The sequence below is a fragment of the Streptosporangium sp. H13245 genome, from assembly GCF_055690525.1.
On sequence record NZ_JBSZKT010000001.1, the window covers coordinates 503133 to 522914 of the forward strand.

Sequence of the window (19782 nt, forward strand, 5' to 3'; positions counted from 1 at the left end):
CGACTGGCATCCCGCCCAACCACCGGGAAACCCGCGACACGACCAGCACCTCGCCCGACCACCGGAGAGACCACGACACAACCAGCACCCCACCCGGCCAACGGGGAAACCATGGCACAGTCGGCATCCCGCCCAACCACCGGGAAACCCGCGACACGACCAGCACCTCGCCCGACCACCGGAGAGACCACGACACAACCGGCACCCCGCCCGGCCAACGGAGAAATCGCAGCACGACTCGCATCCCGCCCAACCACCGGGAAACCCGCGACACGACTAGCACTCCGCCGGGTCGCCGGGACCAGGTCGGCCGCCGTGTCTCTGCGGGCCCTGCTCTCGGCCCTGCTGCTGGCTCTGCTCTGTGTCCTCCTCGGCCTCCCGGGCGTCCCGGAGGCCTTCGCCGCCTCCGGGACTTCCGATGCTTTGAAGGCTCCAGGTGTCTCCGGAACGCCCGCCGCCTCCCGGGCTCCAGGCGCCTCCGGTGTTCCCACCGGCTCCGGGGCTCCCGCCGACTCAAAGGCTCCGGGCGCCTCTGGTGCTCAGGGTGCCTCCGGGGCCGGTACGACGGGCGCCTCGGCGCGGGCGCTTCCCGGGAGGGTCGTGATCATCGGGGTGCCGGGCCTGGAGTGGAGCGACCTGGACCGGGAACGCACCCCCAACCTGTGGAGGCTGGTGGGCGAGGGCGGGTCCGCGTCCATGTCCACCCGGGCGGTCCCGCCCCCGGAGCGGGGGATCACGTGCCCGGTGGCGGGCTGGCTGACGGTGTCGGCCGGTCAGCGGGCAGGCGCTCCCGGTACGGGCTGCGAACCCCCGCGCGCACCGGAGGCGGCCCCTGACGGCGGGGTGAGCGTGCCCGGCTGGGGGGAACTGTCCGCTTTCAACGCGACCACCTCCTACCGGCCGGTTCTCGGGCAGCTGGGCGGGCTCGCGGCAGGAGCGGGCCTGAAGGTGGCGGCCGTCGGGCCGGGAGCCGCCCTCGCTGCCGCCGACAAGTCCGGAAAAGTCGGGAAATACGCGCCCAGTGTCGAGGAACTGGGCGACCTGTCCCCGTACGGGCTGATCGTGGTTGAGGCCGACGACCTCGCCAGGGCCTGGACCGGTGGCGCCCTCGCCCCGGACGGCGCCCCGGTCGCGATGACCGCCCAGGCCAGGCGGGAGGCCGCGGCAAGGGCCGACCGCGTGGTGGGCGCGGTCCTCGACCGCCTGCCCCCGGCACGCACCGACGGTGCCGACGGCACGGCCCCGGCGTCCCCCACGGCGACCACGCCCCCCGGAACCGACAAAACCACCGCTCCAGAGCCCACGGAAACACCCGGCGCCACGGAGCCTGGCACCACCGAAACATCGGACGCCACGAAAACGCCCGGCACCGCGCGGATACCTGGCCCCACCGGAACACCGGGCGCCACGGAAACGCGCGGCGCCACTGGAACATCCGGCACCGCGCAAACGCACGACACCGCGCAGACACCCGGCGCCGTGACGCGCGGGACGGGGACCACGGTCCTGGTCGGTGGCCTGGCCGACACCTCGGTCGCGCCCCACCTGCACGTGGCGATCGCCCGGGGCCCGTCCCCCGACGGGGGAACGTACGCGCGCGGCTATCTCACCGCCACCTCCACCCGCCAGGACGGCCTGGTCACGAACACCGACCTGACCGCCACCGCGATCGGCCTGCTGGATATGGAGATCCCCAACGGGGTCGTGGGACGCCCCTGGCTGGGTGACGTGCCGAGTGGGGAACCGGTCGCGGCGACGGTCGGGAAGCTGGCCGACGACGACCTGGCGAGCCAGGTGCTGCGCGAGGTGAGGGGACCGTTCTTCGCGGTGTTCGTGGCGGTCCAGATCCTGTTCTACCTGCTGGCCGCCGTCGCGATCCGCCGGGGCTGGGGCGGCTCCCGCGCCCTGACGGCCGTCCGGGTCGTCGCCGTGGTCAGCGGGGCGATCGCGATCTCCACCTTCCTGGCGCAGCTGGTCCCCTGGTGGAGCCTGCCCGCGCCGATGGTCTGGGTGATCGTGACGATCCTCGGCTTCGCCTGCGCGGTCGCCGGGGTGGCGCTCGCCGGGCCGTGGCGGGCCCACCCGCTCGGCCCGCTGACGGTGGTCGCCGCCGTCACCTCGGTGGCGTTGCTGGCCGACGTGATGACCGGTTCGGCGCTGCAGGTGAACGCGGTGACCGGCTACGAGCCGGTCACCGGCGGGCGCTTCTACGGTTTCAGCAACATCGCCTTCGCCGTCTACTCCGCCGGTACGATCCTGGCCCTCGCCGGGATCGCCCAGTGGCTGATCTCGCGCGGCCGTCGCTCGCTCGCGCTCACGGTGTGCGCGGCGTACGGGGGGCTGGCGGTGCTCGCCGACGGCTCACCCGCGTGGGGCGCCGACTTCGGCGGGGTCCCGGCGTTCCTTCTCGGGATCGCGGTCTTCCTGATCCTGCTGGCCGGAGGGCGGGTCTCGCCGGTGAGGCTGGTCCTGGTCGGCCTGGCGGGTGGCCTGCTGATCGGCGCCATAGCGGTGGCCGACTGGCTGCGGCCCGCCGGACAGCGCACCCACCTGGGCGCCTTCGTGCAGCAGGTGCTGGACGGGGAGGCCTGGACCGTGGTCGGCCGCAAGTTCGGCGCGATGATCGGGGTCACGGTCGGCAACTGGTCGCTGTCGCTGCTCACGCTGGTCGCGCTGGCGTTCCTGTTCCTGGTGCTCGACCGCCCGTCGCGCTGGGGTGCCTCGGCCCTGGGCCGGGCCTACGCGCTCGCGCCCGCGCTGCGCGCCGGGCTGATCGGGGCGCTGGCCTGCGCGCTGATCGGCTTCCTGATGAACGACTCGGGCATCGCGATCCCGGCCATGGCACTCACGGTCGCGGTACCGCTGACGCTGGCCGCCTGCGTGCGCGCCGTCCGGCTCTCGCCGCCCACCACGCCAGGGCGACCGTCAGTACCAGCATCGTCCACGGCACCACCGTCTCCCTGAGCAGCGTCTTCGTCCAGAGCAGGTCATCGGGCCGCAGCGCCTCCCTGGCCGGGAGGTAGCCCAGCGACAGCACGACGACCCTGGCCACCATGAACGCCTCCAGCGCGGGCCAGGACGCCATGGCCAGCAGCGCGAAGGCCAGCCCGTCGTACCAGGGCAGCGCGTACGGCGCGGCGAACAGCCAGGCGATCACCATCGCGGCGGCGACGGCGGGCGCGGTACCGGCTGCCGCCCCCGGTGCTCCCAGTGCCCGCAGCACGAGCCAGGCCAGGCAGGCCATCAGGAGCAGGGACCCGATCTGGATCCAGGCCGAGTACGCGCCCGGCCCGAAGAGGGACTGAAGTCCCACCTTGACGAGCTGCCAGGGCGTGGCGAGGGAGACCTTCTTGCTGGCGGCGCTCACCTGGTCGAGCACGTGCGGCCCGGCGACGGCGTAGATCGCCACCACGGTGGCCGTCGCGGTCCCCGCCACCACGGCGAGCCTGCCCGGCGAACGGCGCAGCTCCCAGGCGGGTCCGAGGGCGACGAGCCCGGCGTTGAGCTTGACCCCGATGCCCACCCCGAGCAGCAGCCCCGAGGCGGCACCGCGAACCGTGAGCGCGGCGACCATGCAGGCGATGGCGAGGGTGTCGATGTGCATCCCGGCGGCCAGGTGGTAGATCATCAGCGGGTTGGCCGCCCACAGCAGCGCCGCCCGCCGCTGGAGGTCCGCGTCCCCCCTGGCGAAACGGTGCAGCAGCAGCGCCGTACCGATGAACGCCGCCGCGTTGACGACGGCCATCACGAAGACCGTCAGCCTGACCGAGTCACCGCCCACGAGGCTCGCCAGTGCCTGTACGGCGGTGGCGACCGGGCCGTAGACGCTGGTCACACCGGCCCACTCCTCCACCGCGCCGGTGACCGGGTCACCGGGCAGGGTGGCGGGGGTGATCGCGTACGGGTCCTGGCCGAGCGTGGCCAGGCGGCCGTACGCGGCGTAGTTGAGGTGGTCGGCCGAGCCCGAGGGCGGCAGGAAGGCGAGCAGGCCCGCCACCGCGCATCCGGCCGCGAGCAGCCAGCGCGGATCGGGCCGCCACCGGGATCTGAGCGCGGCGGCGAGCCCGAGCCCGCCCAGCACGATCGCGACGGCGCCCATGGCGATGACCAGGTGGGCGCCGGGGTGGGCGTCCAGCGAGTACGGGGGCTGCCAGGAGGGTCCGGGCAGCGCCGGGACCATGGCCGAGGGGCCCAGCAGCCCGATCAGGACCGTGGTCGCCGCGGAGAGTCCCACGGCTCCGAACGCGGCGACGTCGAGCCCCCGCGGCGTATCGCCGGCGGGACTCCGCCTCTCGTCGACGACCGACGCATCCCGAGTCACCCGCAAATTCCAGCACACCCGGAACGGTGCCCGGCACGTGCCCGGTGCGGCATCGGCGGGCCGGGCGGCGTCGCGAGAGCACGCGGAGCGGCCTCACCCCGGCTACCAGGGTGAGCGGCGAGGCTGGCGAAGCCCAGGTGATAGACCGGGTCGCCGCTGTCCGGGCAACCAAACGGATCGCCAACGCCCGGCAGGCGGCCAAGCCGCCGACATCCGGGCGACCAGCCAGGTCACCAATGCCCCGCCGGTCGGCCAGGGACCAGGCCAACGGCGTCCAAGCGACCGAACGGATCACCAGTGCCCAGCCGAGACCAGGCCACCGACATCCGGGCGACCAACCAGGTCACCGACACCCGGCAGGTCGGCCAGGGACCAGGCCAACAACGTCCAAGCGACCGACCAGATCACCGATGCCCAGCCGGGACCAGGCTGCCAACGTCCGGGCAACCGACCAGGCCGCCGACGCCCGGCCCGCCAGCCGGGTTAGCGGCGTGCCAGGAGGGCGCGGGCGACGTCGCGGAACTGCCTGGCCCGGTGGACCTGGGCCTTCCAGTCGGTGCCGGTGGCCCGGTGCGCCATCTCGACCGGGACCTCGCGCACGCGAAAGCCCTTCCTGAGCAGGTCGATCGTGAGGCCGGTCTCCACGCCGAAGCCGCGGGCCAGGGGCCGGGCCGCCTCGAAGGCCGCCCGTGTCAGGCAGCGCTGCCCGTTGAGCGGCTGGGCGGGCGTCCAGCCGGTGGCGCGCTCGACGCCCTCGCGCGCGAGTCTCACGACGAACCCGTGGCCGCCGAGCTTCACGCGGGTGACGAAGACGGCGATCGTCATGTCGGCCTCGCCCGCCGCGACCGGCTCGATCAGCGGCACGGCCGTACGGGCGGTCTCACCCAGGTCGGCGTCGAGGAACAGCAGGTGCCGGGGCTCCTCACCGTCGAGCAGGCGCACGGCGTGGGCACCGCTCTCCATGGCGGCGGCCTTGCCCCGGTTGTGGCTGTGCCGTACGACGCGGGCGCCGGCGGCCTTGGCCACCCGTCCCGTCTGGTCGGCGGAGCCGTCGTCGACGACCACGACGAGATCGACGCCGGGCAGCGCCAGGACCGCGGCCACGGTGGCCGCGATCCTGTCGCCCTCATCCTTGGCGGGAATGATCGCCGCCGTGCCGGTCATCGAACACCTCCAGCGTGGAGTCCCCGGGCATCAGCCGTGAGGAGAACGTCATCCTTGGGAATCGGAGGTCAGCAGCTTCTCCGGCAGGGTCTCGTGCACGACGAAGACGGAGTCGAGGCCGGTGACCTGCAGAATCTTGCGTACGGCGGGCCTGGGCGCCGCCACCTCCAGTGTGCCGCCCCGCTCCCGCAGCCGCTTGAGCGCGGACAGCAGCACGTTCATGCCGGTGGAGTCGCAGAACTCCACGGCGGACATGTCGAGGACGACAAGCATGGTCTGGCTCTGCCCAAGCAGCCGGGTGAACTCGGCCTGCAGGCGAGGCGCGGTATATAGGTCGATTTCGCCAACGATGGTCACGACGGTGTGCCCGGCATGAGATCGAGTTGAGACTTTTAGCTCCACAGCGGGCACACTAGCGGCGTGAGAGCCGCTGGTCACGTTCTCTTGAACAACCCGAGTCGTCCGCCCTTTGTCCCCCGTTTCCGCCTCATGGAAACCCTGAGTGCGCGAAGCTTGACACTAAGCAACACCGGCTTGGCCGGAAAGGGGAGGAGACCCGGCGCCTCCCGTTCGTCGCTGCGCTACGTCAGTGGCGGCCGTTGAGTTACAAGGAACGGGCTCGAACGCATCCATGAACACCGACCTACCTGAGGACCTCCAGCGACAGCGGCTCCGGGAGCACCTGGAGACCATGATCACTCGTACCGACAAGGCCACCTCGTGGCGCGACGCGGCGAGTTCGCTGCAGAGCCTGGTGAACCACGAGGGATACGTTCCGATCAGGACCCGCCTGTCGATCGAGGACCTCGACTTTCTTGAGGGAGCGCGTGAAGAGCTCCTCGACTTCGCCACGCTCGGCGTCAGGCTGCTCGACCTGCACCAGCCGCGCGACGCGGGCGGCATCACCAGTGACGCGGCGCATCCGATCCTGCGCTGCCGCAGCTGCATGTGGCGCTGGCCGTGCCCGACGTTCCGGGCGATGGTGGAGTCCCTCGGCACCACCAGGAGGCTGACCTCCTGCCAGCACGTCGAGCCCGACACCGAGGGCGGCGAGTGCGCGCAGATGACCCTCATGGTCTCCGTGAGGCCCGAGGGTCCCGACGACCACGCCACGCCCGCGCCGACCACCAACGGCACCATCTCCAACGGCTCCAACGGTTCCAACGGTTCCAACGGCACCGGCGCGAACTGACCGTCCTCCGACCGTCCAGGCCGGGCCCTCCGTACGGCCCGACTCAGGCCAGCCCAGGCCGCCGAGGCGAGGCGGGACCGTCCGGACCGAGTCGCTCACACCGGGCCGCCAAGGTACACGGCCGCTCAGGCGGAGAGCGGCAGGCGGATCTCGAAGCGGCAGCCGGGGCCGGAGTTGACCACGCCGATCGCCCCCTCGTGGGCCTCGACGATGCCGCGCGCGATCGCCAGGCCGAGCCCCGCCCCGGCGCCGTCGGCGGTGGGGGTACGGGCCACCTCGCCACGGAAGGCGACGTCGAAGACGCGAGGCAGGTCGTCGGCCGGGATGCCCCCGCAGCAGTCGGCGACGGACAGGCGGGCGACGCCGTCCTCGGCCGAGGCGCGGACCACGACGGTGCCGTCGCCCGGGGTGTGCCTGATCGCGTTGACCACCAGGTTGCGCAGCGCCCGGGAGAGTTCGGCCGCGTCGGCCTGGACGGGGACCACCGGATCGGCCTCGCCGGTCAGCCGTACCCCCTTGTCCCTGGCCAGCTGTTCCACCCCGGCCAGCGCGTCGGCGACCAGGTCCCCGAGGCCGATCCGGCTGCGCGACAGGCGCAGTGTCCCCGCGTGGATCCTGGACAGCTCGAACAGGTCGTCGACCATGCCCGACAGCCGGTCCACCTCCAGGCGGATCTGCCGGTGGTAGCGGCCGACGGTCTCCGGATCGGCGACCACCCCGTCCTCCAGGGCCTCGGCCATGGCCCGCATGCCCGCCAGCGGGGTGCGAAGGTCGTGGCTCACCCAGGCGACGAGCTCGCGGCGGGCGCTCTCCAGGGCGCGCTCGCGCTCGTGGCCGAGCCGCAGCCGCCGGTAGGCCTGGTCCAGGCTCCCGGCGATCGTGCCGAGCTCCGCGGGCAGCCCTCCGGGGGGCGTGAACTCCCCCGAGGCCGGCACCGCGTGCACGGCGTCGACGAGCCTGCGGCTGGCCGCCACGACCCGGCGCGAGAGCACCGTCGCGACGCCCAGCCCGACCAGGCCGCCCACGACGACCACGCTGAGCACGATGTCCCTCGACGTACCCTCGATGATCATTTTCAGGGTGATGGCGACCACGCCGCCCACCGTCGCCACGACGGTCACCACGACCACCACCGCGAGCATCACGCCGATCGACCGCTCGCGCAGCAGCCGCATCGCGCCCAGCCCGGCCAGCGCGACCAGCAGGCCGAGCCCGGCGGTGACCGCGACGATCAGCAGGATCTCCGGGATCACGGCCCCACCAGCGGCTCGTAGCGGTAGCCGACGCCCCACACGGTGACGATGCGCCGGGGAACGGTCGGGTCGGGCTCGATCTTCTCGCGGAGGCGGCGGACGTGGACGGTCACCGTGGACGAGTCGCCGAAGGACCAGCCCCAGACCTGGTCGAGCAGGGCGGAGCGGCTGAAGGCCTGGCGGGGGTTGCGCATCATGTGGGCGAGGAGGTCGAACTCGCGGGCGGTCAGCATGATCTCGTCGCCACGGAGCCGTACCTCGTGGGCGCCGACGTCGACCGTCAGCTCGCCGTCCCTGAGCACGCCGGTACCGGCAGGCAGGGAGGTTCCGCGCGCCCGGCGCAGCACGGACTGCACGCGCAGGGCCAGCTCCCGGGGGCTGAAGGGCTTCGTGACGTAGTCGTCGGCGCCGGTCTCCAGGCCGACGACCCTGTCCAGCTCCTCGCCGAGCGCGGTCAGCATGATCACCGGAACCGGCCACCGCTCCCTGAGTTTCCTGCAGACCTGGAGCCCGTCCATCTTGGGGAGCATCAGGTCGAGCACCATCAGGTCGGGCGGGTTGGCCAGCGCGCGCCTGAGCGCCTCGGCGCCGTCTCCGACGCACTCGACCACGTGACCGTCGCGTTCCAGGTAACGGGCCACGACCTCGGCCACCATCGGATCGTCGTCGACCACCAGAATCCGCGCGCTCATGGTCCCCACGGTAGGCCCGCCGGGGGACGATCTCTAAGTCGTGTCACCGGTCCGTAAGGATCCGTAAGGACTGGATCGTTATGACCATCGTTATGATCAAGGCGCCCGCCGTTTCCCCGGCCGACGTACGGTGGATCGCATGAGTCGTATCGTGATGGGGGTGCTGGGCGTCCTGCTCGCGCTCTACGTGGTGTTCGGGTTCGTGCTGCCCGCCCTCCTCGGGCTGCTGAAGGCCGCGCTCGTGCTGGCGGTGCTGGCCTTCGTGGTCGTCGCCGCGGTCACCGCGATGGCCAAGCTCAAGAAGTGAACCTGCTGCTCGCCGTCCAGACCCTGGCGGTCTGGATGTTCGACGGCGGCGGTGTCCTGACGGCCGCCACCGTGGTCGGGCTGGGCGTGCTCCTGCTCGCCTGGGCGTTGCGCCCGGCACCCGTCACCTCCGGTACGAAGTCACGGTCGCCGCTGTCCCGGCGCGACCGGGCCAGGCGGACGATGTTCGTCCGGCAGCGCGATCCCGACGCGGCCGGGAGGTCCCGGCCCAGAGCACCCTCCGCGGGCCCGGCGCCCGCGTAACCTCCCGCGGCCTCTCGCGGCCCCGTGCCCCGCGCACGTGACCGGCGTCCCCCGCACGACCCACAGTGCCCCAGGGACACCCGGCCACCAAGCGCACGTGACCGGCACCCCCGCATGCACACGATTCACCGTGCCCCGGGACACCCGATCACCACGCGCACGTGACCGGCGTTCCCCGTACGACCACCGTGCCCCGGGGGGCGCCCGGCCACCGCGTGTCGCACGTACGCGTTCCCGAAAGACCTCCGCGGTTCGCGGGCGCCTTCTGTGCTGTCTCCATTCCGCTCAGAAGGGCCCTTCCATGTTCGACCCCGTCATCGCGTTCACCGCCGACCTCATCGCCGCGCTCGCCGAGCCGCTGGGCTCCACCGCGCCGGCGATCGTCGTGTTCACCGTCCTCGTCCGGCTCCTGCTGCTTCCGCTCGGTGTCATGCAGGCCAGGGGCGAGCGGGCCAGGATCCGCCTCGCGCCGGAGATCCAGAGGCTCAAGAAGCGTCACGGCCGCAACCCCGAACGGCTCCAGCGGGAGCTGGCCGCCCTCTACGCCAGGGAGAAGACCTCACCGCTGGCCGGGTGCCTGCCGTCCGTGGCGCAGATGCCGTTCCTCATGGTGACGTACCAGGTGTTCATCTCCTCGACGATCGCCGGGCAGGCCAACGCGCTCCTGACCCACGGGCTCCTCGGGGTGCCGCTCGGACAGCAGTTCGCGAGCACGGTGGCCGGATTCGGGCTGCTCAGCGGTCCGACCCTGGTCTTCGCCGGGCTCTTCCTGCTGCTCGTCGCCGTGGCGTGGATCGTGTCCCGCCGGACGCGGCGCACGATGAGCGACGACCTCCAGCCCGCCGCGCTGCGCCGGATCATGCCCCTGCTGCCGTACGGGACCGTCCTGGCCGCCGCGGTGCTGCCGCTGGCGGCGGGGATCTACCTTCTCGTCACGACGGCCTGGACGGCCGGGGAGAAGGCGGTGCTGCACCGCCCGGCGCTCGCCGGGGGGTGAGGTCGGGGGCGCTATCCGGGTCCATCGGTTCGACGCCCTTTCAACTCGCTTCAATGCCGGACGGGGAGCGCCGGTGTCTCGTGAACGTTTCACGTTCGCCGCGCGCCTCCTCGCCGGTGTGGCCAGGTCAGGCCCGTTCCGCGAGCCGGGGCCGGTGGAGGCGGCCTGCGCCGGGCGGGCGCCGGTGTGATACTTCCGGTGCCGTCCGGCCCGGCGGAGTGGTCGCACGTCTTCGCGGAAGCGGAAAACGCGTCTCGCCCCAGCCCCAGCCCGTGCCCCAATCCGGCTCCAGCTCCAGCTCCAGCTTCAGCCCCTGCCCCCAGCCCGTGCTCCAGGAGGAATGATGCGCAAGACCCTCACCCTGCTCGTCTCGGCCGTGCTGGCCACCGGCCTGGCGCTGTCGGTCGGCGCGGCGCCCGCGCAGGCCGAGACGCTCAGAAACGTCTACTACTACGACTGGGACTGCCACCGCGTCGGAAACCTCGGCATCCAGAGCGGCTGGTGGACCTCGTACCGATGCGTCCCGCAGTACGACAAATGGTTCCTCTACGCATAACGCACCGCGCAGCTACACATAACGCAACGCGTGACCGCTCGCCGGACAACCGGCTCCGGGGAAAGACCACGCCCCCGCCGGTCAGCCGGAGAGGTGCCCGGTCCTGTCCCGCCTCACCTGTCGTGAGGCGGGACAGGAACCGTCACCCGCATTCCCTGAGGGCGGGCTCGGGGGTGGAAACGTGGCCGTTACCTACCGTGTCGACCGCCGTGACCACCGCCCATACCGTGGTGACGTCCCCCTCGTGCCTGACACCCCACGTGGAGGCCAGATACTCGACGATTCCTAGGCCTCGCCCTCCCAGGGAGGAGAGCGCCGGGCGTCCCGCCCGCGGTTCGGTGGCGGCGCCACCGTCACTCACAGCGACCTCGACATGCTCCTCGGTCCAGCGCCATGACACTCTGATCTGCCCTGATGGCAACGGGTGGGCGTGACGCAGCGCATTGCTCAGCAGCTCGCTGACCACGAGCACCGCGTCATCGATGGCGGTCTCGTACACACCCCGTTCCTGCAGGTCAGAGCAGAGGCGTTGGCGTGCGACAGCGACGCTGGACGGTGCATACGGCAACAGAACGACGCTCGACGCACTCACCTCCCCGTATGCCTGTTCCCCCCTGAGGAACTCACCCCAGTACGACCGAAATGCCCCGTTACCTAGTCTTGGAAACCGCGCGCCAATTACAGCTTGTGCACATTCGACAATAGATCAGCGCATCCGTTACCGACTCGTTACCGGTTCGGCGTGTCGATCAGGTAAGGGCGCCCGGCGTGTCGGCGATACGAAGAGCCAACCTCATCCGGGTCCCGCCCGAGGGGCGCGGGTGCGCCGAGACCTCCCCTCCCTGGGCCCGCGCGAGGCTCCGCACGATGTAGAGACCGAGGCCGACCCCGCCGAACCTGCGACGGTCACCGCTCTCGGCCTGGACGAAGCGCTCGAAGACGCGCTCCCGGCTGGCGTGGGCGATGCCCACCCCCTCGTCGTCCACGACCAGCACCACCCTGTCGCCGTCCACCCACGCCTCGACCCTGATCAGGCCGCCGTCCGGTGAGTACTTGAAGGCGTTCTCCAGCAGCTGGGCCAGCAGGATGTCGGTGGCCAGCGCGTCGCCGGAGACCGGGGGCAGGTCGTCGGGGACGTCGACCTCGACCCGGTGCAGGTCAGACAGGACCGGCAGGCCCAGCGTGGCACCCCGTACCAGCTCGGCCAGGTCGAAGCTCTCGATCCTGAGCGTGAGCTCGCCCGCGCCCGCGCGCGAGCCCAGCAGCAGGTGGTCCATGAGCTGGCCGAGGGAGCGGGCCCGCTCGGCGATGGTGTGCACGGCGGCGCGGCGCTCGGTGTCGGCCATGCTGTCCCAGCGGCTGTCGAGCGTGCTGGCGAAACCCCGGACCACGGTGATCGGCGTGCGGAGCTCGTGGCTCGTGGTCGCGAGGAAGAGGTCCTTGGCCTCCTCCAGCTCCTTCGCGCGGGTGACGTCGCGGAAGTCGACCACGATCTCGCCCGTCTCCACGATCTCCGCGCAGAGCACGTCCAGCCAGGTGCCCGAGGGCAGCTGGATGCTGAGCTTGTCCCCCGGCCCGGGCAGCTGGAACGGCGGCGGCCCGCCGATCACCTCGGCGGCGTGGAAACCGGTCAGCTCGCTGGCGGCCGGGTTCCACTGGACGACCCGGCCCGTGCCGTCGAGGACCGCGATGCCGTCGGCGCTGGCGTCGAACACCGCCCGCTCGTGGGCGCGCTGCCGTACGGCCTCCTGGTAGGCCATGGCGTTGCCCACGGCGATGCCCGCGTGACCGGCGAGGAGCTCCAGCAGCTCCAGCTCCAGGTGGCCCGCCTTGCGCTTGGCGAACAGCGCGTACAGCGCGCCGTACGGCCGCCCGCCCATCGCCGCGAGGCCGAGCGCGATGGTGTGCAGGCCGGGCAGCCGCGACCAGATCAGCTCGTCCAGCCGGTCCTGGTCGCCGGTCTCCAGCAGGACGGTCCTGCCCTCGCGCAGCAGCTTGCCGACCAGGCTGGTACGGAGGTCGTCGGTGGAGTCGCGCATCGAGTCGGGAAGGTTGTGGCAGGCCACGAGACGGAGCCGGTCGCCCTCGATCAGCACGAACCCGCCCGCGTCGGCCCCGGTCAGGTCGGCGAGGCTGGCCGCGATCCGGTCGAGCACGGCGGGCAGCTCCAGCTCGGCGTTGATGTCGGCGACCACGTCGGTGAGCCTGCGGACGAGCTGGGCCCGGCGGGCGTTGCGGTCGTTGGCGGTCTCGTCGTCCTGGGCCAGGTGGTAGACGCTGACGTAGCCGAGGAGGTCGCCGTCCGGCGAGGAGAGCGCGCCGGTGTCGACCCGCACGTCGAGCAGGCTGCCGTCGCGGCGGAACCGCTTGGTCCTCAGCGAGACCTCGCCGCCGGTGCGGACCTTCTCCAGGACCGCGTTGTGCTCGGCCGTCAGCTCCTCGGGGACCACCGGCGCCCGGCGTCCGACGATCTCCTCCGCCGACCAGCCGAAAAGGCGCTCGGCGGCCGGATTCCAGGTGAGAACCGTCTGCTCGCGATCGATGGCGACGATCGCGTTGGGCGCCGCGGCGACGACCTCACGGCCGATGCCCTCGTCACTGTCGGCCCTGTAGTCCACCACACACCCATAGTGCCGTCTCAACCGGTCTGATCTTGGCACTTTCGTCCCGCACGTGTTGCCACTGGCCGGGCGATCCGTCCGATACTCTGCGGTCACCACACACCTGGATACGAAAGGGTGGGGCCATGTCATCCGGCGACATCGATGCATTGCTACGGGTGACCTCGCCCGACTACGTCGGCACGAGCCATCCCGACATCGCGTTCGGCACGCTCGACGGCCCGCTGGGGCGCCTGACCCTCGCGGTGACGGGCCGGGGTGTGGTGGCCTGCAGCTACGAGGACGAAAATATCGTCTTCGAGCGGATCAGCAGGGAGGTCGGCACGTTCATCGGTCCGGACGCCCGGCGGCTCGACCCGGTCCGCCGGGAGCTGGACGCCTACTTCTCCGCCAGGCTCCGCGCCTTCACGATCGCCGTCGACCTGCGCCTGGCCACCCAGTTCTCCAGGACCGTGCTGCAGATGATGCTCGCGGTGCCGTACGGGACGGTGACGACCTACCGCGAGATCGCCGAGCGGATCGGCAGGCCGAGGGCGCTGCGGGCGGTCGGCAACGCGCTGGGCAGCAACCCGGTGTGCGTCATCGTGCCGTGCCACCGGGTGGTCGAGAGCGAGGCCGTCCTCGGCGGGTACGCCGGAGGGTCGGCCGCCAAGGAACGCCTGCTGCGCATCGAGTCCACCGCCGTGGCCCGCGCCTGAACCGCCTTCGTACGGCTCGTACGGCCGTCAGGAGCGGCGCCGGAGCGCGCCGAGACCCAGGGTGACGAGACCCGCGACGAGGAACGCGCCGACGGAGGCGCTCATCCACGGCTGCGGGACGAAGCCGACCGCGTCGCGGGCGCCCTTCCAGAACGAGGTCCACCACGCGACCTCCGGGGCGACCGGCAGCGCGGCGAGCATCCACCAGGTCACGAAGCCCAGCACCCACGGGACCACCATGAGCGGGCGCGAGGGCGCGGTCTCCGAGGTGTCCCAGCGCCGGGCGCCGCCGAGCAGGAAGTAGTCGGCGGCGAGCACCGCGAACATCGGCACGAAGACCGCCCCGATGAGGCCGAGGAAACCGGTGTAGGTCCCGGCGTTGACGAAGATCGCGAGCAGGGTGACCAGCACGCCGACGGCCGCGGAGATGACCCGGCGGTCCAGCCGGGGCAGCAGGTTCTGCAGCGACATCGCGGTGGAGTAGACGTTCACGAACGACTGGTCGGTCTCGCGCAGCACCAGGATGCCGAAGAACAGCGGGCCGAGCGCGGCGGCGACGAACGGGTCCCAGACCTGGTCCGGGTCGTTGCCGACCAGCGCGAGCGCCGCGATGCCGAGGACGAGGCAGGCCACCTGGGCGATCGTGTAGCCGCCGACGACCCCGCCGAACGCGGCCCTGCCGGAACGGGAGAAGCGGGCGAAGTCCGCCGCGACCGGCACCCACGAGACCGACAGCGCGATCACGTAGTCGACCGAGGGGGCGAACGCCTCCCAGGACCCGCCGCCGATCGCCGGTCCCCGCTGGAACAGGGCGACCGTGAACCAGATCATCGAGATCACCACACCGGCGGTGACGTACCTGCGGAGCAGGCGGACCGCTCCCAGCGGCCGGATGGTCAGCGCGGTGGTGATCACCCCCGCGACGACCACCCAGACCGCGTAGGGCACCTCGATCCCGAAGGATCCGGCGATGGCCTGGGCGCCCTGGGCGATGACCCACAGCTCGAAGGCCCCCCAGCCCAGCATCTGGACGATGTTCAGCACGGTCGGCAGGTAGGAGAGCCTGGCCCCGAACAACCCGCGCAGCAGGACCATCGCCGGAGCGCCGGTCCGCTGCCCGGGAATCGCGGCCAGGCCGACCATCGCGGTGCCGATGACGCTGCCCACGACGGCGGCCAGGATCGCGGCCACGAAGCTCAGCGGCCGGTCGCCGAGCGGGTTGATCAGCGTGATCGCGCCGGAGAATCCGAGCAGGCTGACCCCCAGGTTGGCCCAGAGCGCGCCCTGGTCGAGCAGGCCGAGGGCCTTGGGAGGAGCCTCGCCGAGGGTGAGGGGCGCCTCGGGACCACCGGAGCTCTTGGAATCAACGGCGGCAGACGTCATCACGCACACTCCCTACGCCGGCATTACCCGGACAGGTTCATGCGGTCGGCGACAGCCGTAGTCGCCCTCTCAGCCTGGTTGCCCCAAGCTCCCGCGTTGGTTTGTACGCGAAGCCGGGATCACCCCAGCTCGCGCCCTCATGATGCACCATCCATCCGTGTTCGGCCAGTGCCGGGTCCGCGCGACCGCCTTCACCGGCCCCCAGCCCCTCAGGCACTCGGCCCCTCGGGCACCCGGCTCCTCAGGTGCTTGGCCCCTCAGGCGACGAACGGGGTCTGGCCGTTCTCGGCGACCATCGAACGCCCCGCGAAGTCCCAGGACTGCATGCCGCCGCCGACGTTGATCGCGTCCCAGCCGACGTGGTTGAGCCAGGCCGTGGCGTTCGCGGAACGGCCGCCGACCCGGCAGATCACGTAGACGGGCGTGTCCTTGGGCACCTCGTCGACCCGGGACTGCAGCTCGCCCAGCGGGATGTGGACGGCCCCCGGCGCGTGCCCGGCACGCCACTCGTCGTTCTCACGTACGTCGAGCAGGAACGCGTCATCCGGCACGGCCTGCGCCTCGACCTCAGGAACACTCATGCGCCCATTCTTCCAACCTCCCGCACCGGATGAGGCGCAAAGCCCCTCGGACGCCCTCATCCGGACTCTCAATTTCCCCTGATAGCAAGGTAATTCACCACAACTGACCAGCTGAACCTGCGAGGGCGGGGCGGGAAAACGGGGACGAGACGACAGCCTCAGGGCACGTCCCAGAAGGCGAGTTCGTGGGCCATCCCCTCGGCGAACAGCCTCCCCGCCCTGCCCGGATCGGGCGCCACCTCGTCGATCATCACCGCGATGCGCTCGGTCAGCTCGGCGAAGGCCGGGTGGGCGTAGGTGTCGACCCAGGCGCGGTAGCGGGGCTCGGCGGGCGGGTTCTCCGCCAGGATCCGGCCGAGCGTGGAGTACCCCCACATGCAGGGGTAGAGCGCGGCCAGGCCGTCGGCGTAGACGGCCGCGGAGTCGAGCAGGAAGGAGGTGTACGCCGCGCAGGCCGGTCCCTTCCTCGCCCCGCCGAGGTCGGCGCCGAACTCGGCCGACAGCGACCGGTGCAGGCTCAGCTCCTCGTGGAAGGTGGCGTGCGCCAGGTCCACCAGGTCGCCCAGATGCCCGTCCGGGGCCTGCCACGCGAGGCGCGAGAAGACCCGGACGTAGTCGAGCAGGAACAGGTAGTCCTGCTCCAGCCACGACCGGAACACCGGCTCGGGCAGGTCTCCTCGCGCGATGCCCGCCACCGTCGGGTGGACGAGCTGGGCCTCGACGAGCGGGCGGCCGATGGCGTGCAGTTCCTCAGAGACGCTCATGGGTCGGAGATTGTGTCAGGTGAGGGCGGCGGCGCCGAAGGAGACACCGAAGCGCTTGCACCAGATGGTGACGGACCTCAGGCTGTCGAGGTCGGCCCCGGCGGGAATGGCGTAGTTGGCGTTGCCCCGATTGCCCTTCAGCTCGCCGAGTTCGAGGTGCTCGCCGTCGTCCAGGTTGAACCACCCGGCGTTGCCCTTCTTGACGGGCTGGTCGCTGAGCCAGACCCGCAGGTCCGGGCCGTCGGAGGTGTTCAGGTCCTCGATCCGCAGGACTCGGCTCCCGTCGGGCAGCTCCAGCACCCTCGCCCTGCCCTCGGTCTCGTGCTCGTGGGAGACGAACGCGCCCGTGGCCAGGGTCTTCGGCTCCCGAGCGGGCTCGGGAGCCTCGGACGCCTCGGGCGCCTTTGAGGGCTCGGAGGGCCCGGGGGACGCGGGGGACGCGGTCACGGCGGGCAACGCCTCGTTCACCTCGACGGTGGTGAACAGGCGCCACGGCTGGAAGAGGTACAGCGCGACACCGAACGCGACGGCGCCCAACGCCAGGACGCCCCAGGTGACAGGGTGTCGGAGCAGCCTCTTGGTTCTCATCGGATACCTCCGGCGTGGAGACCCGCGGCGTCCGGCCACGGGAGGAAGGTCGAGCGCCTCGGTGCCGACGCTATCCGCGGCACCGTCCCCGATCGATTACGGAGTGCTTACGACCGCGGAGCGCTCGCGACGTAGGGTCGAACGATGACGACGATCGCTGAGGAAGTGCTCCTGCTCGCGTACGGCGAGAAAGAGGGCAGACAACTCATCGGCTCCTCGGAGCTGGACGCCGCGCTCGGCGGCGCGTTGCTGGCGGAGTTGACCGTCACCGGCCGGATCGACCTCGCGGACAAGAAGGTCACCGTTCTCGACGCGACCCCGGTCGGGGACGAGGAGCTCGACACCGCGCTGGCACGGATCGCGGCGGAGTCCAAGCCGCGCAAACCCGAGTGGTGGGTGCAGAGGCTCCAATCCGGCAAACTCCGCGGGCGCCTGCTGTCACGCCTGGCGGAGCGGGGCGTGCTGGACGAGGAGCGGCGCAAGGTCCTGGGGATCTTCCCGAGCACCCGCTACCCCGAGCGCGACCCGGGCATCGAGCTGGCGATCCGCGAGCGGATCCAGAGCGTGCTGTCCGGTGCCACCCCCGACGAGCGGGTCGCGGTGCTGATCGCGATCCTGCACGCGGCCAAGATCGACCGTAAGGCGTTCCCCGGCGCGAGCAAGGAGCGGATCAAGGAGATAACCGAGGGCGAGTGGGCCGGTAAGGCGGTCTCCCAGACCATCGCCGCCATCAACGCCGCCGTCATGACGGCCGTGCTGGCGGGAGCCGTCGCCGCCGCCGCCAGCTGAGACCCGGCCGGGACCCACGATCCGCCGGGACCCAGCGCGACGCGGGTTCCCCGGCCCACGAGCCGGGGAGGACCGCAGGCCAGGAAGGACCGCGGGCCGGGGAAGACCGTGGCCGGGAGGCGTTGACGTGGCCGTGCGGGCCCCGGCCCGAGAGGCTAAGAGGCCGGGGAGGACCTCACTTGCCGAGGGCGTCCCCGGGGACGGGCTTGTCCTGGGCCAGGGCCTCGAACATGCGCAGGGCTTTGGCCCGGTCCCACTTGACGACGGACTGGCCGTCGATGGTGGGCAGGGAGCCGATGGGCACGACCGTGGTGACCGGGTTGCCGCCCATGGCGAGGCCGAGGGAGAGCAGGTCGAAGGCGCCGGTCTCCTCACCGACGGACACCGAGTCGGCCGCGCTCAGCGCGAGCGGTACGGAGGTGAAGGGGTTGATCAGGACGCCGGGGCTGGCCGCCTTCTTCACCACCGCGGAGAAGAACTGGCGCTGGCGCTGGGTCCTGTCGAGGTCGGGAATCGCGCCGGTGGCGCGGGTGCGGACGTAGCCGAGGGCCGTCCCCCCGTCCATGGTCTGCAGGCCCTTCTTCAGGTTGATCCCGGCCTTGGGGTCCTTGATGGCCTGCTTGACGTTGATCTCGACCCCGCCGATGGCGTCGACGATGCCCACGAAGCCGCCGAAGCCGATCTCCATGTAGTGGTCGAGGCGCAGCCCGGTGACCTGCTCCACGGTCTTGGGGAGCAGCTTCTGGCCGCCCTCGAAGGCGTAGGCGGCGTTGAGCTTGTTGCTGCCGTGGCCGTCGATCGGCACGTACGAGTCGCGCGGGAGGCTGACCAGGGTCGGGCGGTCGTCGCCCTCGGGGATGTGCAGCAACATCATCGTGTCGGTCCTGCGGCCCACGGCCTTGCCCGTGGCGAGCTTCTTGCGCTGGGCCGCGGTCAGGCCCGCGCGGCTGTCGGAGCCGACCAGCAGCCAGTTGGTGCCGGGGGTGTCGGCGGGACGGCCCACGTAGTCGCTGAGCGCCTCGACCGTGGTCAGCCGCGAGTTGACCACGAAATACCCGCCGACGGCCAGGACGAGCAGCACGACGACCAGTCCGGCGAGGATCCGCGCGGCCAGCCTGCCGGGACGCTTCGGCCGCCAGCCGGTCGCGCGCGACGCGCTCCCGCCTCCCCGGCCGCCGGAGTCCCCGCGCGCGCTGCCGGGCGGGGGCGGGGGCGCGTTGAGTGGCTTGACCGGGCTGGAGCCCGACCTGGCCTTGCCGTAGACCCGCCCGCCGCGGGGAGGTGGCACCTCGTGCGACGCCTCCTCCGGGACGGGCGCCCCCCGGCGGGAGGACGCCGCCTGCCGGACGGGCGCCCCCGGGCCGCCAGGCGAGGGGTAGGCGGGCTGCCCTGCCGCTCTCGGCGGCACGGGCCCCGGCGTGGGCGATCGCAGCGCACGAGTGCGATCGTCGTCTTCGGGCCTGTCAGGCACGTCTTGTCCCGCCACTTCTTGATCTCATGGTGAAAACGTCATTATCGACGCTACGTCGTAGCTCGGGCGCACGCCGCCGGGTCCTCAAGGTTTCCCTATGTAAAAGTACTCAGGCAGGTTGTTAGCGACCAACAATGCGATC

General features: G+C 71.7%; 20 protein-coding genes and 1 riboswitch. Of the genes, 8 read left to right on the forward strand and 12 right to left on the reverse strand.

Annotation, left to right across the window (positions count from 1 at the left end; all coding sequences use genetic code 11):
- The first annotated feature begins 315 nt into the window (after nucleotides 1-315).
- Nucleotides 316-2964: a hypothetical protein gene (locus tag ACW9TB_RS02415; RefSeq protein ID WP_472746234.1), complete on the forward strand. Its 2649-nt coding sequence runs from the start codon at nucleotides 316-318 to the stop codon at nucleotides 2962-2964.
- On the opposite strand, the gene mptB is transcribed toward ACW9TB_RS02415, so the two are convergent.
- The 3 genes from mptB to ACW9TB_RS02430 all read right to left on the reverse strand — a co-directional run bounded on the left by mptB (nucleotide 2846) and on the right by ACW9TB_RS02430 (nucleotide 5887).
- Nucleotides 2846-4321, reverse strand: a complete 1476-nt coding sequence (mptB, locus tag ACW9TB_RS02420) for a polyprenol phosphomannose-dependent alpha 1,6 mannosyltransferase MptB (protein WP_472746235.1) — start codon at nucleotides 4319-4321, stop codon at nucleotides 2846-2848. The genes ACW9TB_RS02415 and mptB overlap by 119 nt on opposite strands.
- 483 nt (nucleotides 4322-4804) lie before the next feature.
- Nucleotides 4805-5485 (reverse strand): glycosyltransferase family 2 protein, encoded by a 681-nt coding sequence (locus ACW9TB_RS02425; protein ID WP_472746236.1) that lies wholly within the window; start codon nucleotides 5483-5485, stop codon nucleotides 4805-4807.
- A 48-nt stretch (nucleotides 5486-5533) separates the two neighbouring features.
- On the reverse strand, nucleotides 5534-5887 hold the full coding sequence (locus ACW9TB_RS02430; RefSeq protein WP_329088376.1) for an STAS domain-containing protein: 354 nt from the start codon (nucleotides 5885-5887) through the stop codon (nucleotides 5534-5536).
- Nucleotides 5888-6116: 229 nt separating this feature from the next.
- Between ACW9TB_RS02430 and ACW9TB_RS02435 the strand changes: the two genes are divergently transcribed.
- Nucleotides 6117-6677: a hypothetical protein gene (locus tag ACW9TB_RS02435; RefSeq protein ID WP_472746237.1), complete on the forward strand. Its 561-nt coding sequence runs from the start codon at nucleotides 6117-6119 to the stop codon at nucleotides 6675-6677.
- A gap of 125 nt (nucleotides 6678-6802) precedes the next feature.
- On the opposite strand, the gene ACW9TB_RS02440 is transcribed toward ACW9TB_RS02435, so the two are convergent.
- Complete coding sequence (locus ACW9TB_RS02440; protein WP_472746238.1) at nucleotides 6803-7930, reverse strand: sensor histidine kinase; 1128 nt, start codon at nucleotides 7928-7930, stop codon at nucleotides 6803-6805.
- A complete protein-coding gene (locus ACW9TB_RS02445) occupies nucleotides 7927-8622 on the reverse strand; it encodes a response regulator transcription factor (RefSeq protein ID WP_472746239.1) in 696 nt (231 codons plus the stop codon). Before ACW9TB_RS02445 ends, ACW9TB_RS02440 begins: the two co-directional genes overlap by 4 nt.
- A gap of 139 nt (nucleotides 8623-8761) precedes the next feature.
- Here ACW9TB_RS02445 and ACW9TB_RS02450 point away from each other — a divergent pair, with 139 nt between their 5' ends.
- The 4 genes from ACW9TB_RS02450 (at nucleotide 8762) to ACW9TB_RS02465 (ending at nucleotide 10745) form a co-directional block, all read left to right on the forward strand.
- Nucleotides 8762-8929: a hypothetical protein gene (locus ACW9TB_RS02450; RefSeq protein ID WP_472746240.1), complete on the forward strand. Its 168-nt coding sequence runs from the start codon at nucleotides 8762-8764 to the stop codon at nucleotides 8927-8929.
- Entirely contained in the window at nucleotides 8926-9192 is a 267-nt protein-coding gene (locus tag ACW9TB_RS02455; protein WP_472746241.1) for a DUF6412 domain-containing protein, read from the forward strand. Before ACW9TB_RS02450 ends, ACW9TB_RS02455 begins: the two co-directional genes overlap by 4 nt.
- Nucleotides 9193-9493: 301 nt before the next feature.
- Nucleotides 9494-10189, forward strand: coding sequence for a YidC/Oxa1 family membrane protein insertase (locus ACW9TB_RS02460; RefSeq protein WP_472746242.1), 696 nt, complete (start codon nucleotides 9494-9496; stop codon nucleotides 10187-10189).
- 343 nt (nucleotides 10190-10532) lie between these two features.
- Nucleotides 10533-10745, forward strand: coding sequence for a hypothetical protein (locus ACW9TB_RS02465; protein ID WP_472746243.1), 213 nt, complete (start codon nucleotides 10533-10535; stop codon nucleotides 10743-10745).
- Between the two features lie 142 nt (nucleotides 10746-10887).
- Here ACW9TB_RS02465 and ACW9TB_RS02470 read toward each other — a convergent pair whose 3' ends face one another.
- Nucleotides 10888-11337 (reverse strand): ATP-binding protein, encoded by a 450-nt coding sequence (locus ACW9TB_RS02470; protein ID WP_344915199.1) that lies wholly within the window; start codon nucleotides 11335-11337, stop codon nucleotides 10888-10890.
- Nucleotides 11338-11494: 157 nt separating this feature from the next.
- Complete coding sequence (locus ACW9TB_RS02475; RefSeq protein ID WP_472746244.1) at nucleotides 11495-13366, reverse strand: sensor histidine kinase; 1872 nt, start codon at nucleotides 13364-13366, stop codon at nucleotides 11495-11497.
- Nucleotides 13367-13491: 125 nt separating this feature from the next.
- On the opposite strand from ACW9TB_RS02475, the gene ACW9TB_RS02480 reads away from it, so the two are divergent.
- Nucleotides 13492-14064 carry a methylated-DNA--[protein]-cysteine S-methyltransferase gene (locus ACW9TB_RS02480; RefSeq protein WP_472746245.1) on the forward strand — a complete coding sequence of 191 codons (573 nt, stop codon included), beginning with the start codon at nucleotides 13492-13494 and terminating at the stop codon, nucleotides 14062-14064.
- Between the two features lie 27 nt (nucleotides 14065-14091).
- On the opposite strand, the gene ACW9TB_RS02485 is transcribed toward ACW9TB_RS02480, so the two are convergent.
- From ACW9TB_RS02485 to ACW9TB_RS02500, 4 genes are all read right to left on the reverse strand, one after another.
- Nucleotides 14092-15447 carry a purine-cytosine permease family protein gene (locus ACW9TB_RS02485; RefSeq protein WP_472746246.1) on the reverse strand — a complete coding sequence of 452 codons (1356 nt, stop codon included), beginning with the start codon at nucleotides 15445-15447 and terminating at the stop codon, nucleotides 14092-14094.
- Nucleotides 15440-15552, reverse strand: a riboswitch (TPP riboswitch). Its footprint overlaps the gene before it by 8 nt.
- A gap of 152 nt (nucleotides 15553-15704) precedes the next feature.
- Nucleotides 15705-16028 carry a rhodanese-like domain-containing protein gene (locus tag ACW9TB_RS02490; protein ID WP_472746247.1) on the reverse strand — a complete coding sequence of 108 codons (324 nt, stop codon included), beginning with the start codon at nucleotides 16026-16028 and terminating at the stop codon, nucleotides 15705-15707.
- Between the two features lie 158 nt (nucleotides 16029-16186).
- On the reverse strand, nucleotides 16187-16792 hold the full coding sequence (locus ACW9TB_RS02495) for a TenA family protein (RefSeq protein WP_472746248.1): 606 nt from the start codon (nucleotides 16790-16792) through the stop codon (nucleotides 16187-16189).
- Nucleotides 16793-16807: 15 nt separating this feature from the next.
- A complete protein-coding gene (locus ACW9TB_RS02500; protein WP_472746249.1) occupies nucleotides 16808-17380 on the reverse strand; it encodes a DM13 domain-containing protein in 573 nt (190 codons plus the stop codon).
- Nucleotides 17381-17524: 144 nt separating this feature from the next.
- On the opposite strand from ACW9TB_RS02500, the gene ACW9TB_RS02505 reads away from it, so the two are divergent.
- Complete coding sequence (locus ACW9TB_RS02505; protein WP_472746250.1) at nucleotides 17525-18169, forward strand: GOLPH3/VPS74 family protein; 645 nt, start codon at nucleotides 17525-17527, stop codon at nucleotides 18167-18169.
- Between the two features lie 175 nt (nucleotides 18170-18344).
- Here ACW9TB_RS02505 and ACW9TB_RS02510 read toward each other — a convergent pair whose 3' ends face one another.
- A complete protein-coding gene (locus ACW9TB_RS02510; RefSeq protein WP_472746251.1) occupies nucleotides 18345-19457 on the reverse strand; it encodes an LCP family protein in 1113 nt (370 codons plus the stop codon).
- Between the last annotated feature and the right edge of the window lie 325 nt (nucleotides 19458-19782).

Bases quoted from the DNA above. Each gene is read 5' to 3' on its own strand.
- ACW9TB_RS02480 (WP_472746245.1), top strand. From the start codon at position 13,492: ATGTCATCCGGCGACATCGATGCATTGCTACGGGTGACCTCGCCCGAC.
- ACW9TB_RS02495 (WP_472746248.1), bottom strand. From the start codon at position 16,792: ATGAGCGTCTCTGAGGAACTGCACGCCATCGGCCGCCCGCTCGTCGAG.
- ACW9TB_RS02505 (WP_472746250.1), top strand. From the start codon at position 17,525: ATGACGACGATCGCTGAGGAAGTGCTCCTGCTCGCGTACGGCGAGAAA.
- ACW9TB_RS02450 (WP_472746240.1), top strand. From the start codon at position 8,762: ATGAGTCGTATCGTGATGGGGGTGCTGGGCGTCCTGCTCGCGCTCTAC.
- ACW9TB_RS02465 (WP_472746243.1), top strand. From the start codon at position 10,533: ATGCGCAAGACCCTCACCCTGCTCGTCTCGGCCGTGCTGGCCACCGGC.
- ACW9TB_RS02435 (WP_472746237.1), top strand. From the start codon at position 6,117: ATGAACACCGACCTACCTGAGGACCTCCAGCGACAGCGGCTCCGGGAG.
- ACW9TB_RS02485 (WP_472746246.1), bottom strand. From the start codon at position 15,447: ATGACGTCTGCCGCCGTTGATTCCAAGAGCTCCGGTGGTCCCGAGGCG.
- ACW9TB_RS02445 (WP_472746239.1), bottom strand. From the start codon at position 8,622: ATGAGCGCGCGGATTCTGGTGGTCGACGACGATCCGATGGTGGCCGAG.
- ACW9TB_RS02460 (WP_472746242.1), top strand. From the start codon at position 9,494: ATGTTCGACCCCGTCATCGCGTTCACCGCCGACCTCATCGCCGCGCTC.
- ACW9TB_RS02425 (WP_472746236.1), bottom strand. From the start codon at position 5,485: ATGACCGGCACGGCGGCGATCATTCCCGCCAAGGATGAGGGCGACAGG.
- ACW9TB_RS02490 (WP_472746247.1), bottom strand. From the start codon at position 16,028: ATGAGTGTTCCTGAGGTCGAGGCGCAGGCCGTGCCGGATGACGCGTTC.
- ACW9TB_RS02500 (WP_472746249.1), bottom strand. From the start codon at position 17,380: ATGAGAACCAAGAGGCTGCTCCGACACCCTGTCACCTGGGGCGTCCTG.